At 52.2% G+C, this 14,821-nt stretch carries 11 protein-coding genes, 1 tRNA gene and 1 rRNA gene; 5 read left to right on the forward strand and 8 right to left on the reverse strand.

All coding sequences use genetic code 11. From position 1 onward, the window contains the following. Positions 1 to 325: 325 nt before the first annotated feature. Positions 326 to 441: ribosomal RNA gene (gene rrf, locus HW115_RS14060) — 5S ribosomal RNA — on the forward strand. A gap of 377 nt (positions 442 to 818) precedes the next feature. Here rrf and polX read toward each other — a convergent pair. From polX to HW115_RS14080, 4 genes are all read right to left on the reverse strand, one after another. Beyond that, a complete protein-coding gene (gene polX / locus HW115_RS14065; RefSeq protein ID WP_178933548.1) occupies positions 819 to 2,561 on the reverse strand; it encodes a DNA polymerase/3'-5' exonuclease PolX in 1,743 nt (580 codons plus the stop codon). Between the two features lie 46 nt (positions 2,562 to 2,607). Next, complete coding sequence (locus HW115_RS14070; protein ID WP_227021539.1) at positions 2,608 to 3,129, reverse strand: hypothetical protein; 522 nt, start codon at positions 3,127 to 3,129, stop codon at positions 2,608 to 2,610. Positions 3,130 to 3,392: 263 nt separating this feature from the next. Beyond that, on the reverse strand, positions 3,393 to 4,292 hold the full coding sequence (ypfJ, locus tag HW115_RS14075) for a KPN_02809 family neutral zinc metallopeptidase (RefSeq protein ID WP_178933549.1): 900 nt from the start codon (positions 4,290 to 4,292) through the stop codon (positions 3,393 to 3,395). Positions 4,293 to 4,304: 12 nt separating this feature from the next. Beyond that, complete coding sequence (locus HW115_RS14080; RefSeq protein ID WP_178933550.1) at positions 4,305 to 4,868, reverse strand: hypothetical protein; 564 nt, start codon at positions 4,866 to 4,868, stop codon at positions 4,305 to 4,307. Between the two features lie 157 nt (positions 4,869 to 5,025). Here HW115_RS14080 and HW115_RS14085 point away from each other — a divergent pair. Continuing rightward, positions 5,026 to 5,099: transfer RNA gene (locus tag HW115_RS14085), tRNA-Ile, on the forward strand. Between the two features lie 101 nt (positions 5,100 to 5,200). Here HW115_RS14085 and HW115_RS14090 read toward each other — a convergent pair. Then, entirely contained in the window at positions 5,201 to 6,319 is a 1,119-nt protein-coding gene (locus HW115_RS14090) for a DUF4172 domain-containing protein (RefSeq protein WP_178933759.1), read from the reverse strand. An 858-nt stretch (positions 6,320 to 7,177) separates the two neighbouring features. Here HW115_RS14090 and HW115_RS14095 point away from each other — a divergent pair. Together HW115_RS14095 and chrA are read left to right on the forward strand one after the other, a co-directional pair. Continuing rightward, entirely contained in the window at positions 7,178 to 8,845 is a 1,668-nt protein-coding gene (locus HW115_RS14095) for an alkaline phosphatase D family protein (RefSeq protein WP_178933551.1), read from the forward strand. Between the two features lie 49 nt (positions 8,846 to 8,894). Continuing rightward, positions 8,895 to 10,109, forward strand: a complete 1,215-nt coding sequence (gene chrA, locus HW115_RS14100; protein WP_227021541.1) for a chromate efflux transporter — start codon at positions 8,895 to 8,897, stop codon at positions 10,107 to 10,109. A 5-nt stretch (positions 10,110 to 10,114) separates the two neighbouring features. On the opposite strand, the gene HW115_RS14105 is transcribed toward chrA, so the two are convergent. Further along, positions 10,115 to 10,888 (reverse strand): hydroxypyruvate isomerase family protein, encoded by a 774-nt coding sequence (locus tag HW115_RS14105; protein WP_178933552.1) that lies wholly within the window; start codon positions 10,886 to 10,888, stop codon positions 10,115 to 10,117. Positions 10,889 to 11,046: 158 nt separating this feature from the next. On the opposite strand from HW115_RS14105, the gene HW115_RS14110 reads away from it, so the two are divergent. After that, a complete protein-coding gene (locus HW115_RS14110) occupies positions 11,047 to 12,426 on the forward strand; it encodes a hypothetical protein (protein ID WP_178933553.1) in 1,380 nt (459 codons plus the stop codon). 121 nt (positions 12,427 to 12,547) lie between these two features. Here HW115_RS14110 and HW115_RS14115 read toward each other — a convergent pair whose 3' ends face one another. Together HW115_RS14115 and HW115_RS14120 are read right to left on the reverse strand one after the other, a co-directional pair. Beyond that, positions 12,548 to 13,657 (reverse strand): type IV pilus twitching motility protein PilT, encoded by a 1,110-nt coding sequence (locus tag HW115_RS14115; protein WP_178933554.1) that lies wholly within the window; start codon positions 13,655 to 13,657, stop codon positions 12,548 to 12,550. A 57-nt stretch (positions 13,658 to 13,714) separates the two neighbouring features. Then, positions 13,715 to 14,797, reverse strand: a complete 1,083-nt coding sequence (locus HW115_RS14120) for a type IV pilus twitching motility protein PilT (RefSeq protein ID WP_178933555.1) — start codon at positions 14,795 to 14,797, stop codon at positions 13,715 to 13,717. Positions 14,798 to 14,821: the final 24 nt, after the last annotated feature.

A 14,821-nucleotide genomic window follows, 5' to 3' on the forward strand; every position in this document is an offset into this window, starting at 1 on the left:
TGATTTCAAGGAAAGCAAAATTGAAATTCAAGTTTGATTGGTGAAAGCCATGTTAAACGAGTAAGACAAGGACTGAGACAAAACTTGGTCATGGTTTTAAATGTAAAAGGAAATATCATTCTCTACAGTTGTCAGCGAACGCTGCGCGTTCAGGTTATCAGTTACCGGATATTAAGTTATCAGTGGTTGATTACTCCGATCTTTGACAAGACCGAAAAACGAACACTCTAATCATCGAAGCCACAAGGCTAGGGTAATTGGAGGTCGCGATACAATCCAGTTAACGGATAACAGATAACTGTTAACAGGAACACGTAGCCCGACCTCTGGTGACCATAGCATGGTGGAACCACCCGGTCCCATCCCGAACCCGGAAGTGAAACGCTGTTGCGCCGATGGTAGTGGGGCGATAGGCCCTGTGAGAGTAGGTCGTTGCCAGGTCTATGCCCGGTTTTTTCCTGACGGAAGAAACCGGGCTTTTTTTGTGCCCTTTGAGCCAAGAAAGGGGGGGAGGAAATACCAAGTAGTCAAACAGACGGGACGATCGCCGAGATGAATGAGTTCTTTGGTAAGGCGCGACGAAGGAATGGTGCGGGCACCATGACTAAGGAGAAACAAAGCCAAAGGAGTCATTCATCCGGAACTCTCATGGATCACGCAGCGCTCTTCCAAATACCTCAACAACGTTCAATCGTCTCGTCTGTTTTGCGGAGTGGTATAAAGCCCCCAGCAAGCGGGTAGCATTCTCAATGAGGGGTCGTTCAGTTCGACCTGCCTCAAAGGTGTTTCAAGCCGAAGGACTCTCCGAAATAGGAGGCTTAGCGTTGCCCTTTTGGCTTGGCGAGCCAAGTGCTTATCTCATCAAGGCTTTTGGTATTGAGCACATCTTCGCGCCGTAGCCACCCCTTACGGGCTACTTTCACGCCAAAAGCCAAGTACTGGAGGTGGTCTGTGTGGTGGGCGTCTGGATTAATCGAAGTGATTACACCTTTATCTCTGGCTTTGTGCCAGTGACGCCAATCCATGTCGAGCCGTCTTGGATTACAATTGAGCTCGATGATGGTTCCGGTTTTTGCCGCACAATCGATTACCTTGTCGATGTTGAGGGCGTAGCTTTTTCTCTGAAGCAGTAGCCTCCCGGTAAGGTGACCAATCATCGTGACGTGCGGGTTTTCCATCGCAGCAATGATCCGGGCTGTCATTTCTTTTTCACTCAGTTGAGTGGAGTTGTGGATGGAGGCCACGCAGTAATCGAGTTGTTCTAATAAACCGTCAGTAAAGTCGAGGCTACCATCTTTGAGAATGTCGACCTCGGTGCCGGCGAAGATTTTGAAATCATCCCACTGTTGATTGAGGGACTTGATATGGTCCAGCTGCCGGAGTAAGCGATCAGGATAAAGTCCGTTCGCTTGAAACTGGCCTTTGGAGTGGTCCGCAATGCCGAGGTATTGCAGTCCGAGGTCCCGGGCTGCCTCTGCCATTTCTTCCAAGGAGTTGCGTCCGTCAGATTCGGTGGTGTGGTTGTGGAACGTCCCCCTCAGGTTGTCCAGTTCGACCAGACGAGGTAGGCTTCCTGCGTCGGCGGCTTCGATTTCTCCTTTGTTTTCTCGTAACTCCGGAGGGATGCGCTCAAGTTCGAGTATCCGATAGATTTGGCTTTCGTCTCTGGCAGCCGGCGGCGCGGGGGTGGTTTTATTTTTTGGCGTAAAACCATATTCGTTCAGTGACCATCCATATTGAAGTGCCCTCGAGCGAAGTGCGACATTGTGTTCCTTGCTCCCGGTGAAATACTGGAGGGCAAAGGGGAACTGCTCGTTAGAGACGGCTCTGAGATCACACTGCAAGCCGTTTTCGAGTCGAACCGAGGCTTTTGTGTCGCCACAGGCAATGATGGATGTGACTTCAGGAAGCTCGGTAAAAAAACGGGTTAAGGCTGCTGGCTGTGAGGTTGCGACGAGGAAGTCGAGGTCGTGTAGGACCTCTTTGCCTCTACGGTAGGAGCCAGCAATTTCGACTCTCAGGGAGTCCGGGTGTTGTTGTAGGGTGTGTTTGATGGTTTCGGCGAGGGGGGCCACCTCTCCGAGCCTGTAAAAGTCGGCGAATTGTTCTTTTAGCTCGATGGCTTCGAGTAGTTTCTCTACAGATTTTTTTCCAAAGCCGGGGAGGCCAGCCACGCTGCCATCGGTGCAGGCTTGTTTGAGCTTGGTGATGGAGTCGATGCTGAGTTTATCGTAGAGTGCTCGAATTTTTTTTGGCCCGAGCCCTTGTAAACCAAAGAGATCAAATAAACCTGGAGGAAACTCAGCTTTGAGCTCGGTCAGAAACGCAAGCTGTCCGGTGCTAGCCAGCTCATGTAGCTTGTCTTGCAGGGCTGAGCCAATCCCTTTGATCCCCTTTAATTCGTTGCGCTTAGCCAGTGAGACGATATCTCCATCGAACTGGCGCACGCTTTCTGCCCCGTTTCTGTAGGCTCTGATTTTGAAGGGGTTCTCACCCTTGATTTCGAGCAATAGGGCGATTTCTTCCAGAACCTGAGCGAGTTCTTCGGGGGTGTTTGCCATGAGGTCGTGAGGTCGAATTGGAGGGGCGTGGGTGGAGAGAGAAACCTTAACGAGGAATCAGAGTGATGCTCTGTGGGTTGTAGTGGTCATTCGGGCTAAACAACCACCCCGGGTTTTTATTGACCACTTCGTAGCGAGTGAGTTTGAATTCCGGGAGGAACTGGTTCGAGTTGACCTCATAGACTTGCTCGCCAGTGTAATGTCCGTACAGACGATATTCGTAGTTTTGATCAAAGCCGTAGCGGCGGCCGGCTGGGCCATTCTCCGGAAGTCGGTCGGGAGTGCGTTTGCTGGATTCATTGATAATCACCAGCTTGGCATTTTTGGCACTTTGTCCTGGTTTGCGCAGGTAGCCCCAGAATCTTGTTTTTTCGACGTAGTACCTGCGACCATAGAAGAAATTACCTTTGGGCTCACTGGCAATGCTTGCCTGCCGTTCCTCAACGCTCGGGCCGCCCATGTTCGGTGAACCGAATCCTCCGCTGCCAACATAGCTGCCACTTGAGGCACAGGATACGACGATGAATGTCCCCAGAGCGGTAAAGAGGGATAAGAATACTGACTTCATGCCGAGGATCATTGAGGATATTGGGGCTCAGGTCAAGACGACTTGCGAGGGATGTCGGGCAGGGCGAATACACTAAGGGGTAACAGCCTTCGCCACTGACAGTGATTTTTTAGAAGGAGCGATAGGTTTTGGGCAAACCTTGATCTTTGAAAATAAAAAATCCTGACAATTCTGTCAGCGCCGCAGGCATCACCGAGATAATCTTCCCAATGGAGGAGCCCGGGATGTCGGGGGGTGATCGTTCAATCGGAGAGTCGTTCGCTCTACAACTGGTCATAAGGGATGGTAAAGGTATCTCCCTCACTCAGTTGGCCACTTTTATATCCTTTCATAAACCAACGCTTACGTTGGGCCGAGGTGCCGTGGGTAAAAAGATCAGGTTGAATCTCTCCACGTGTCATTTTTTGCAGTCGGTCATCACCTATGGCTTCAGCGCACCGAATCGCTTCATCGATATCACCATGTTCAAGAAATTGAAATTGTTCATCAGCATGGTGAGCAAAGACTCCGGCAAGAAAATCGGCCTGCAGTTCAAGCCGCACGGACAGTTTGTTGTATTCCGATTCTGAAATTTTGCCTCTTTGGCTGTGTACCTTGTCAGTGAGGTTCAGCAGATGCTGAATATGGTGGCCCACTTCGTGTGCGACGACATAGGCTTGAGCGAAATCACCCGTGGCACCGAATTTGTCACGCATTTCTTGGAAAAACGAAGGGTCGATGTAAATGGTCTCGTCGGCAGGCATGTAAAATGGCCCCATCCGGGCATCGGCTGTTCCTCCAGCGGTTTGGGTTCTACCGGTATAGATGACCATGTTGGCCGGGCGATAGGATTTACCGTGCGCTGCGAGAATTTTCGACCAAACAATTTCATTGTCGGATTTCATGGTGGCCAGATAGGCCTTCATTTCGGGGTCGGCAGGTGAGGACGACAGGCTTGCCGGTTGCCCTGTAGGCGACATTAAGAGGTTTACCGGGTTGATGTTAAACATGAAGCATGCAACGACTCCTCCGAGAATCAGGAGGATTTTTGTTTTCCTATTGCCTTTGCGAAAGAGTCCAAAAAGGAGGGCTCCAAGAGCCGCATTACCTCCGGATCCCCGCTGAGGTGGTTGACCACGCCGGTCTTCGACGTGGGAGCTTTGTTTTCGTCCTTTCCAGCGCATACCTGATGTGGGCTATTTGTTGGTATTCAGGGGAAGTTCATGGATCAAACCGAGGACTTGATGAAGCTGGCTTTGATAGCTGTTCGGGTATTTTCTTGCAGCCGCGGCTTTATTTTCGAAGTTAATTTTGCCGAGTTGTTTAAAGGCCCTGGATTCGTTTACGGCTCTCTGGTGGATCAGAATGTAGTCGGTTCCCAGTAGGGTTTCGCTGACAGCTTCAATTTTGCTGATTGCCGCGTCGGTTAGCCCATCGGCCCAGGCGTATTGTTTAAAAAACCGGTAAGCTGCGATTTGCTCTCTGAGTTCAATCAAGCGGTTTTGCATGGAATAGGGGTATTTGTGAATGCAGAGTTCTTTGATGGGTTTAAGCACAGAGTTGGGCACATCGGCACTAGGTGCGTAATTGTGGAAGCTCTGGCCGTCCTTGCGCTCAGCGTCGACATATTCGTTTCGCAGCTCTCGGTCCCCGGGGTAGTAGATGACGGACGTTTCTACGATGATTTGGTTGAAATCATCAGCCCGGGAAGCAGGAGTCACCGTAGCCATGGCGATGACGATGGAAAATAAACATTTCATAGCCTCCAACTTAAAACGGGCATGATTTCTGGTCAAGGGGCAAAGTTTCCTAGCCGGACCTCTAAACGAGGTCGAATTCGCTTGCCTCTTGTCTTGGCTCTAGGGTAAGACGTGCCCGTCGACGGGTAGTAAATCGCCCGTTGGTTGTAAAAATAAGGGGGCTGTAGCTCAGTTGGTTAGAGCAGAGGACTCATAATCCTTTGGTCCAGGGTTCAAGTCCCTGCGGCCCTACCTTTATTTTTTTCAAACGCTCTCAGGCGATGGCGGAGAAATCCAGACCACCTGGCACGCATGGCCTTCGCTCGGTTTATAGTGATAATCTTCCTGAGTAATCAGGCTTTTTCCTGATCTGAGATGTTGAGGTAGTAGCGGGTGTATTTGAGTTGACCAGTTTTGATCAATGCACCCTTGGCTACAAGATCGTTGAGATCGCGAGTGACGGTGGTTCGCGGTGCGCCTGTGATGGAAATATAATTTTCGGCGCTGAGTCCGCCTTTGAAGCCGTCGATGCCTTCGCGGAACATACGCTCCAGAACCTTTTCCTGACGCTCGTTCAGCTTGCCGCGCAAGTGGTCGTAGAGCTTTGTTTTCTCGATAATAAACTCGATGCGTTTCTGGGAATTGAGTTGGGCTTCCAGAATGGTTTCAGCAAAATAGACGAGCCATCCGGTGATGTCGTTATCTTTATTGTGGAGTTCCAGCTTTTCATAGTAAGCCTTCCTGTTGCGTTCGATGGTGTAAGCGAGCGCGATCAGGGTCGGCTGTCCGAGACTTTGGGCAAGTGACTTCTCCGCGACGGCTCGGCCAATCCGCCCGTTGCCGTCTTCAAAGGGGTGGATGGAAACAAAATACAAATGGGTAATGCCTGCACGGGTTAGGGCTGGCAAGGCTTGCTTGCCACCTTCCTTGCTCTGCTCGAAAAACTCGATGAAGGCCTTCATTTCCGCGTCCATGCGGGATGAGGGAGGGGCTTCAAAATGCACCGTTGGTTCATACATGGCACCAGAAACGATCTGCATCGGTTCATCATGATCCCGGTAGCCCCCAATCGTGCGAATATCGCGACGACCATTCATCAACATGCTGTGCCACTGCCACAATGTCTCGTGGGTCAGTGGGTTGTCGAAACTCTTGTAGAGATTGACCATCATGGCGGCGACGCCTTGCTCCGTCGGGGGAATGCGGCGGTGGTCGGTCTGGATGCCGAACTGCCTGCCGATGGACGATTGCAAGCTGTCCCGATCCAGAATCTCGCCCTCAATTTTCGAGGTTTTGAGTGCCTCCTCACTGATTAGCTCGACCTTGAGCAAGTTCTTGTCTTCCTCCGAGACGTGCTTAAAAGCTCCGAGGCTTTCGCCTGCGTTGCGGAGAAATTGTGTCTCCAAGCCTTCCAAGGCCTTGCGGTCGAAGGTAAAATGAGGCCAATCTTTTTGCTGCCAGTTCCACATGATGGTGTATAAATCCCGTTTCTATGAACCATATTATCGGTAAAAATGGTTTATAGCAAGCCATTCTATAAACCAAAAGTTGCCCTGTTCTGCCTCGAATTCAGTTCATTTTCCGTTTTAAGATGCCGAAAATGGATTTGTGAAGGTGGAGTTCTCCAGCTTCGGCGCGGTTGATCAGGGCATTGAAATATCCGGCGGGTTTCGTTACTGGGTCATGGACCACAAAGAAATGACTGAAAAATAACGGAGTCTCCGAATTTTAGCTGATTTTTGCTCCATCGGACTCGCCAAACCACCCGCTCCTCGTGGCGCCTTTTCAAACAAGTCCCATCTCAAATGGCACGAACTCGAGCAATACGCATTCGCCATTTTACGATCAAAGAATGGGGCTATGGCGACGAAGCTCCCAAAGCTCTTTAACCCGATAAGGGCTTCGGGCTTGTTGGTAGAGGCGGTATTGATGGCTGCCTGGGGACTGTTGAGACTTCTTTTACATCGAGTTTAAATCACTAAAGATCGAGCCGAAAGTATGTCAACGAGTATGCCAATCTGAACTTCGCTAAAGTAAACAAAAGTGCACGAGATGATTTTTAATTGTTCTCTGTGTCCTTTGTAGAATAAGGGATTGAAAGCCATGTGGGTAAGTTGGATGGGACGAGCCTTCGTCCACACTCAAAGATTAAGTCGTTCGGGTTTTAGTGGAACCTTCGATTGTTTTGACCCATCCGAGGGCTTGGAAGGTGTGGAGGGCTTGGAGGTAACAGGAGAGTGTGTTTTTATGGGGCTCATTCATATTTGGATTGTTTGGGGTGGGCGATGCGAGTGATTTGACAACAGAGTGGTTCTTTGTTGAATGGTTTTATGATCATTGGATTGGATTTCGAACAGGCTGGTCGGTTGGGTCTTAGCAGGCAGAAGGGATATGCTTTTTTTTCTGCAGTCTTTTTCTTCTGTTTGCTGGGGATCTTGGCAACGCCACTGGTTGCTCAGCACGATGCCGGACGTAATGCCGTTCGTTTTTTAGCTGAGGGAAAATACGATCAGGCACTTAGAGAGGTGAACCGTAAAAAGCCCAAGCGCATGAATAGCGATTTGGATCGGGCCGAGCGACAATTTGTGTTAGCCATGCACGCCAGTAAGCAAAAGAAGGTGTCCGAGGCTCTTGAGCATGCAAAGCAAGCGGTTGAATGGGGCCTGCCGTTTGAGCGCTTGCTTGCTGGCCCTCGTGATATTTTATCTCCCTTGTATGATTCGGAGAGTTTTAAAGAATGGAAGGCGAAGCATACGTATTCAGAGATTCTGCATGGGCCCATGCTTGGTGATGTTACGGGAGATTCAGCGAAAATTTGGTTGAGGACCGTTGATGAGGAAGAGATTCGAGTCGAACTGACACAAGATGGCAGCGCTCAGTCGGTGATGTCCTTGCCGGTGAGAAGCCGGGCCGAAGCGGATTATACAGCGGTCGTTCAGCTGAAGGGCTTATCCCCATCGACGCGCTACCGTTATCGTCTTTATCTTGGAGAAAAGAAGAGTGCGGTTTCTGGAGAGTTCAAGACCCAGGTGGCGGGGCGGTCAAAGGGGAAGCAGCGCATTGTCTTTGGTGGAGGGGCTGGATACACGGAAAAGTATGAGCGGATGTGGCATACGATTAAGGATCAGGAAGCTGATGCCATGCTGTTGCTCGGAGATAACGTTTATATTGACCATCCCGAATATAAGGAGACCCAGCAGTATTGTTATTACAGGCGTCATGCCAGAGCTGAGTGGAAGTCGCTGGTGTCAGGAGTTCCTGTTTACAGCATTTATGATGACCACGACTTCGGAACAGACGATTGCGTTGCTGGTCCGTTGGTTGACCGTCCTTCGTGGAAGAAACCTGTGTGGAATACGTTTTCTCACAATTGGAATAACCCATCATATGGAGGAGGTCGGGAGCAACCGGGGTGTTGGTACGATTTTCACCTTGGTGACGTCCATTTTGTCATGCTGGATTGCCGGTATTATCGGGACTTGAAGGGGAAAAGCATGATCGGGCCGGCTCAGAAAAAGTGGTTGTTTGAGCGCTTGAAAAAAAATAAGGGCCAATCTTCCTTTACGGTGCTGGTCTCATCCGTGCCATGGTCGTTCGGGACGAAGCATTCGTCCAAAGATACGTGGGATGGGTTTCCGGAGGAAAGGGAGGAAATCTTTTCTTTTGTCGAAGACCAGCGTCTCGATGGTGTGTTTTTGATATCAGCAGATCGGCACAGGACGGATCTGTGGAGGACCCCCAGGGAAAGCGGATACCGATTTTACGAGCTTCAAAGTTCAAGGCTGACCAATGTGCATGTGCATCCGCTGATTCAGTCTTCTGAACCATCGGAAATGATTTACGGGTTCAACAAAACTTGCTCATTTGGGCAGCTCGACATCGATACCACAGCGGAAAACCCGTCTGTTGTTTTTTCAATCTATGATATTGATGGAAGATGTCATTACTCTCACAAGGTGTTACGCAGTGAATTGACACACGGAAGCAAGCAAGAGTGAGCGCAGGGAGTATTGGCAGTATGACGGCTTCTGAATATTATCCCATAGAATGTTAAAAAATACGGTGTATGATCCGGCCATGCAGCGTGGAGCACTGGAATGTTTTTGGACTTCGTTGAAGCTGGGGCTTACCTCCTTTGGTGGGCCGGTCGCCCACTTGGGGTATTTCCATGAAGTGTATGTCAAGCGGGAGAAGTGGCTTAGTGACGAGCGCTATGCGGAATTGGTGTCGTTGACTCAGTTTCTTCCCGGGCCGGGAAGCAGCCAGTTGGGAGCTGCGATTGGTTACGAACGCGCCGGCTGGTTGGGCTCACTTGGAAGCTGGCTGGGCTTCACTTTGCCCTCGGCTCTACTGATGATTGGCTTTGCCATTGGGATGAGTAGCGTGCAGGAATGGTTGGGTTTGGGGTGGTTGCATGGCTTGAAAATTGCCGCCATTGCAGTGGTTGTGGTGGCTTTGTTTGGTATGCAGCAGAAGCTATGTACCGGCAAAAAAGAGGCAGTTTTTGCGATTGGTGCACTTTTGGTTTTGATGTTCACCAAACAGGCCTGGGTTCAGCCAGTGGTGATTCTGATTGGTGGGCTGGTCGGAGCTTTTGTGTTCCATGACCGTGCGGCCAAAGAGTGTGGGGAGAGCTTGGAAAAGAGAAGCTTCAAGGCGCGCTGGTGGCATAGTGTTGTTCCCGCCACATTGCTCATGGTGGTTTTGATGGCTGTGCCTGCCATGTTCCCGGAGAGTCGGGATGCCATGGCACTGGGTGGGTTGATGCATGCGGGGGCCTTGGTCTTTGGCGGGGGGCATGTGGTCCTGCCTTTGCTCGAAACCTCGACGGTGGATGCCGGGTTGATGCCCAAGTATGAATTCTTGGCCGGTTATGGTGCGGCTCAGGCAGTGCCGGGGCCGATGTTTACCTTCTGTGCTTTTCTCGGGGCCGTGATGGGCTTGTTTGGTAACCCATGGCTTGGGGGACTTGCGGGCTTGGTTGCTGTCTTTTTACCAGGGATGGTATTACTTGGTGGAGGTCTGCCAGTATGGGACCGAATGAAGCATTTTTCCTGGGCCAGGGCTGGTGTGCGCGGGGCGAATGCCACGGTGGTTGGCGTGCTTGGAGCTGCTCTGGCGGCGATGTTTTTTGGTGGTAGCGTGTCCAGCATTTGGGACGTTCTGGCTATTGTGCTCCTTGTTCTCGCTTTGCATTTCAGGTGGCTCCCGGTTTGGGCGCTGGTGGTATTGGCTGCGGTGATCGGGGCCTTTGGCCTGTAGAGCGACTATTCAGGAGAGCAGTATTGGATAGCCTTGGCTAGAAAGGTAAAGGGGTCATCGGTGCTGGGGACATATTCCTGGCCGATGAAGCCATGGAAACCTGTGTCGGCAATGGCCCGGGTGATGGCGGGATAGTTGAGCTCCTGGGTGGCGTCGAACTCATGGCGTCCAGGAACTCCGGCCGTGTGGTAGTGCGCGATATGCTGGTGGTTTTCCCGGATCGTGCGAATGATGTCTCCTTCCATGATCTGCATGTGGTAGATGTCATAGAGAAGTTTAAAAGAGGGGGAGTTGAGGCGTTCGCAGAGTGAGGCTCCCCAGCTTGTCCGATCGCACTGGTAGTCAGGGTGGTCCACCTTGGAATTGAGCAGTTCCATGACTAGGGTGACTTGGTGTTGTGCTGCGAGTTCAACCATCGGGGCGAGGCCTTTGGCGCAGTTCGCGAGCCCTTCTTCGTCGCCGAGACCATCCCGGTTGCCGGAGAAGCAAATCACTTGTTTCACCCCGAGCTCTGCAGCTGCAGGGATCAGTTGTTGATAGATCCGGCGCAGTGCCGGGTGGTAAGCGGGTTGGTTAAACCCTTTTTCAATGGTTCCGATACCGTCCTGATCCGGGTGGGCTGCAGTGATGGAGCAGGCTAGTCCGAGTTGCTGGACTTCGGGTATCTCTTCCAGTGTAAGTAAGTCGATGCCTGAGATCCCGAGTTGTTGGCATCGGTGGCAGAGTTGGTCGATTGGAGTGGATGCAAAGCACCAGCGGGAAACAGAGTGATGGATCATGGATGGCTTGTAAGTTTCTGGGATTGTATGGGGGGAGGATGGACAGAAAAGAAGGATCTTTGAAAATTGTGCAACTTTGTGGCGCTTTTGGGGTTGGAGGATGACGTAATTACACGGGGAACACTCCCCATCTACACAAACAAAAGAAAAATGATATCATGAAAATGACCGTTCTCGGGCCGATAGTGGCTCTTGTTATTGGAGGAGCCGCAGGATTTATTGCTGGCAAAAACACGGCTCCAGAGCCGGAAGAAAAGGATGCAACGACCACTGATATCCGTTCCATTCGGAGATCGGGTGGTGGTTCGGGCTCCACGTCCGGTGGGGGATCCGCTCGTAGCGTTCGGGTGAAAAGTGCCAGTGAGGCCCTGGCCTTGCCTGGGCAAAATTCCCGCTTGCAGGCGTTAATGGATTATTATGCCAATCTGGATCCTTCACAGTTTGAGGAGGAAGCTGCCAAACTGGAAGATCTGCCATGGAGTGAGCGGATCATGGTCGGTTACCTGTTATTTTCCCGCTGGGGTGAAGAAGATCCCACGGAAGCGCTTGCCTACACCAAGACGATGGGATTTGCCGGTATGTTTGTCAGTGGCACGGTGATGCAGAGTTGGGCGTCGAAGGATCCTCAAGGGGCAGCCCAGTATTACCAAGATAACCCCGGAGAATTTAGAATGAGTGGAATGATGGGTGGCCGGGGCCGCGGTGGTGGAGCCTCGACAGCAGGAGTGATCGCTACGGAATGGGCACGGCAGGACAGCGCAGGGGCTCTCACCTGGGCTCAGTCATTGGAGGGCCGGGACCAGCGCGATGCGATCCGGAATGTTTTTTCCGAGTCCGCCAAGAGTGATCCTTCCGAAGCCGCAGCCATGCTGGGAACCGTGACGGATCCGGAAGCGAAAAAGGAAGCTCAAAATTCAGTTGCCCGTGAGTGGGGTAAACAGAACTGGGAGGATGCCCAGACCTGGATTGCAAGCTTACCTGCCGATGATCAGGCCGGAGCCAGTTCCCAGGCTTTGCGAGGACTCGCCGAGACCGACCCCGAGAAGGCGGCTGGAAATATCAGCATGGTCCCGGAAGGAGAGGCCCGTGACGATGTGATGGAAAGTATTGCCCGTCAATGGGGGCGTGATGACCCGGCGGCCGCAGCTTCATGGGTGATGGCCAATGGCTCTGAGAACGCCCAGAAGGAAAGCATTGAAAGAGTGATGCCATCATGGGTTCAGCAGGATTCTGCCGCAGCCATGGCCTTTATCAATGAGCAACCCGAAGGTGGGCTGCGAGACAGCGCTGCTTCCTCCTATGTGTTTTCGAACCAAGGTGGGGATATTCAGCAAAACCTCAGCCTGGCTGAAACCATCGGAGATGATCGGACCCGCAGCCGGACAATCGGGATGACTGTCGGTGGCTGGATGCGGCAGGACAAGGAGGCTGCCACAAACTATTTGGAAACAACCGAGTCCATCAGTCAGGAATCCAAGGACCGAATCCAAAACTGGTCCAGTGGCGGACGAGGTCGTGGCCGCGGACGTGGTCGTTAATCCTTTGGTGTAAAAAAGTGACGGCAGGTCATGTGTAAGCCTGCCGTCGCGGTGTGACCCTCGAAGCGCCCCTTGCAAAGGTGTGTTTCGAGGGCTTTTTTATTGAGTGAGCCTACTCGGGTTAATGCTCGAGCGGGCTTTCACCCGAAGCGTCGCCGAGGTGGGCGAGTTCTTGAGGTAAGAATTTTTTGAAGCGGGTTTTATCGATCGCTTTCATGTAGGCTTCTTGCGGGGTGACCATTCCGGCCTGGAGTTTGTCCCAGATTGCCTCATCCATGAACTGCATGCCTTCGGCTTTACCACCGATGATGACGTCGTAGAGTTTTTGGGTGGCTCCTTCCCGGATAATGGCGGAAACCGCGGTGTTGGCGAACATGATTTCGTTCACCGCACAGCGACCTGGTTTGTCGCAGCGTTTCATCAATAGCTGGGCTACCACACCACGCAGCGAGGCTGCCAGCATGGTTCGGACCTGGGATTGTTGGTCGGCTGGGAACACGTCGACAATCCGGTCGACGGTTTTACGGGCGTTGTTGGTGTGCAGCGTGCCGAAGACGAGCAGGCCGGTTTCGGCCGCAGTCAGTGCAAGTGAGATGGTTTCGAGGTCACGCATCTCACCCACGAGCACAATATCGGCATCCTCCCTCAAGGTGGCCCTGAGCCCATCGGCAAACGATGGGGTTTGGATCGGGACTTCCCGCTGGGTAATGATCGATTTTTTATTGCTGTGAACAAACTCGATTGGTTCCTCAATGGTGATGATGTGGCGGTTGTAGTTGCTGTTGATGTAATCGATCAGGGCGGCAAGTGTGGTTGACTTTCCTGATCCCGTGGGGCCGGTGACCAGAACCAAGCCGGATCGCATGTGGCCGAACTCCTTGACCACAGCTGGGATGTTGAGGTCTTCCAGCGAGGCGATTTCCGTTGGGATCAGTCGGAAGACAGCGGCCAGGCCGTTTTTTTGTTTAAGGTAATTGCAGCGGAAGCGGGATTGCTCGTCCATGGAATAGGCGAAGTCGAGGTCGCCGGTTTTCATGTAGAGTTCGTAGGCTTTCGGGTCGCAGATGCTTTGCAGGAGATTGCGGATGTGATCGTGAGTCAGAAGTTCCTGGTCAGGAATGACATTGATCGAACCGTGAACCCGGACTTTCGGATACTCGCCTTCGCTGATGTGGAGGTCGGAACCTCCGGATTGAACGAGGTATTGCAGTAATGGATCAAGGGCGGCCATGGCAGTAAATCAAAAAAAGTGTGTAGATGAAAAATGGGAATGTTTGGACGGGGCCGCTTAGAGGGCAAAAAATTGGCGCATCTGGCCCTTGTCTTCAGAGCGGAACATGGCTTCTTCTTGAGAGATGAGGCCTTTGACGTAGAGGTTACGAAGTGAGTCGTCCATGGTGATCATGCCGACATTTTTACCGGTCTGCATGATGCCTGGCAGCATGAAGGTTTTTCCTTCTCGAATACAGTTGGCTACGGCCGGGGTGTTCACCAGTAGTTCCAGAGCGAGTTCCCGGCCATTGCCGTCGAGTCTGGGGACGAGTTGTTGAGAGATGATGCCTCGCAGGGACTCCGAGACCATGATGCGGATTTGGTCCCGCTGGTCCGGGGGGAAGACGTCGAGGATTCGGTCCAGGGTTCGGGGGGCGTTTCCTGTGTGCAGGGTCGCCAGCACCAAGTGCCCGGTTTCAGCAGCGGTCAGTGCGAGCGAGATCGTTTCGAGGTCGCGCATTTCCCCCACAACGATGATGTCGGGGTCTTCCCGCAGGGCTCCACGCAGGGCTTTGGGGAAGGATTCGGTATGCGTGTGCACTTCGCGTTGGTTGACGTGGCAACTTTTCGATTCGAGGATGTACTCAATCGGGTCCTCCAGGGTCAGGATATGGTCCTGACGGTCGCCGTTGATGAAGTCGGCGATGGAGGCGAGCGTTGTGGATTTTCCGGAGCCGACGGATCCGGTGACCAGTAGCAGGCCGTTTTGGTAACGGGTCAGCGGAAGCAGGGACTCAACGGGTAATCCGAGTTGCTCCATAGTGCGCACTTCGGTATCAATGATACGGAAGCAGATGTCGTAGCCGAGCCGTTGTTTGACAACGGATGCCCGGAAACGCCCCTGGGCGTTTTGGTAAGCAAAATCGACATCGCCCTTGTCCTGGAGCCGATTCCACTCGGCTTCGCCCAGGAATGATCGGGTGAGTTGTTCGGTATTTTCTGGGGTAAGGTGGGCGGCACCTTCCCAAATCGGCTGAAGTTGGCCGAAGCGCCGCCATGCCGGAGGGTAGGCGGTAGGAAGGTGGATATCAGAGCACTGGTATTCAATCCCCACTTGGAGGTATTGATCAACGTGGTCGTAAACCGGGATGTCAGACATGTGTGTAGGTAGGTTGCTTGGTTT

The sequence above is a fragment of the Oceaniferula marina genome (genome assembly GCF_013391475.1).
Lineage (GTDB): Bacteria > Verrucomicrobiota > Verrucomicrobiia > Verrucomicrobiales > Akkermansiaceae > Oceaniferula > Oceaniferula marina.

Excerpts from the sequence above, each read along its gene's own strand:
- polX (WP_178933548.1), bottom strand. The coding sequence starts at position 2,561 with ATGGCAAACACCCCCGAAGAACTCGCTCAGGTTCTGGAAGAAATCGCC.
- HW115_RS14070 (WP_227021539.1), bottom strand. The coding sequence starts at position 3,129 with ATGAAGTCAGTATTCTTATCCCTCTTTACCGCTCTGGGGACATTCATC.
- ypfJ (WP_178933549.1), bottom strand. The coding sequence starts at position 4,292 with ATGCGCTGGAAAGGACGAAAACAAAGCTCCCACGTCGAAGACCGGCGT.
- HW115_RS14080 (WP_178933550.1), bottom strand. The coding sequence starts at position 4,868 with ATGAAATGTTTATTTTCCATCGTCATCGCCATGGCTACGGTGACTCCT.
- HW115_RS14095 (WP_178933551.1), top strand. The coding sequence starts at position 7,178 with ATGATCATTGGATTGGATTTCGAACAGGCTGGTCGGTTGGGTCTTAGC.
- chrA (WP_227021541.1), top strand. The coding sequence starts at position 8,895 with ATGTTAAAAAATACGGTGTATGATCCGGCCATGCAGCGTGGAGCACTG.
- HW115_RS14105 (WP_178933552.1), bottom strand. The coding sequence starts at position 10,888 with ATGATCCATCACTCTGTTTCCCGCTGGTGCTTTGCATCCACTCCAATC.
- HW115_RS14110 (WP_178933553.1), top strand. The coding sequence starts at position 11,047 with ATGAAAATGACCGTTCTCGGGCCGATAGTGGCTCTTGTTATTGGAGGA.
- HW115_RS14115 (WP_178933554.1), bottom strand. The coding sequence starts at position 13,657 with ATGGCCGCCCTTGATCCATTACTGCAATACCTCGTTCAATCCGGAGGT.
- HW115_RS14120 (WP_178933555.1), bottom strand. The coding sequence starts at position 14,797 with ATGTCTGACATCCCGGTTTACGACCACGTTGATCAATACCTCCAAGTG.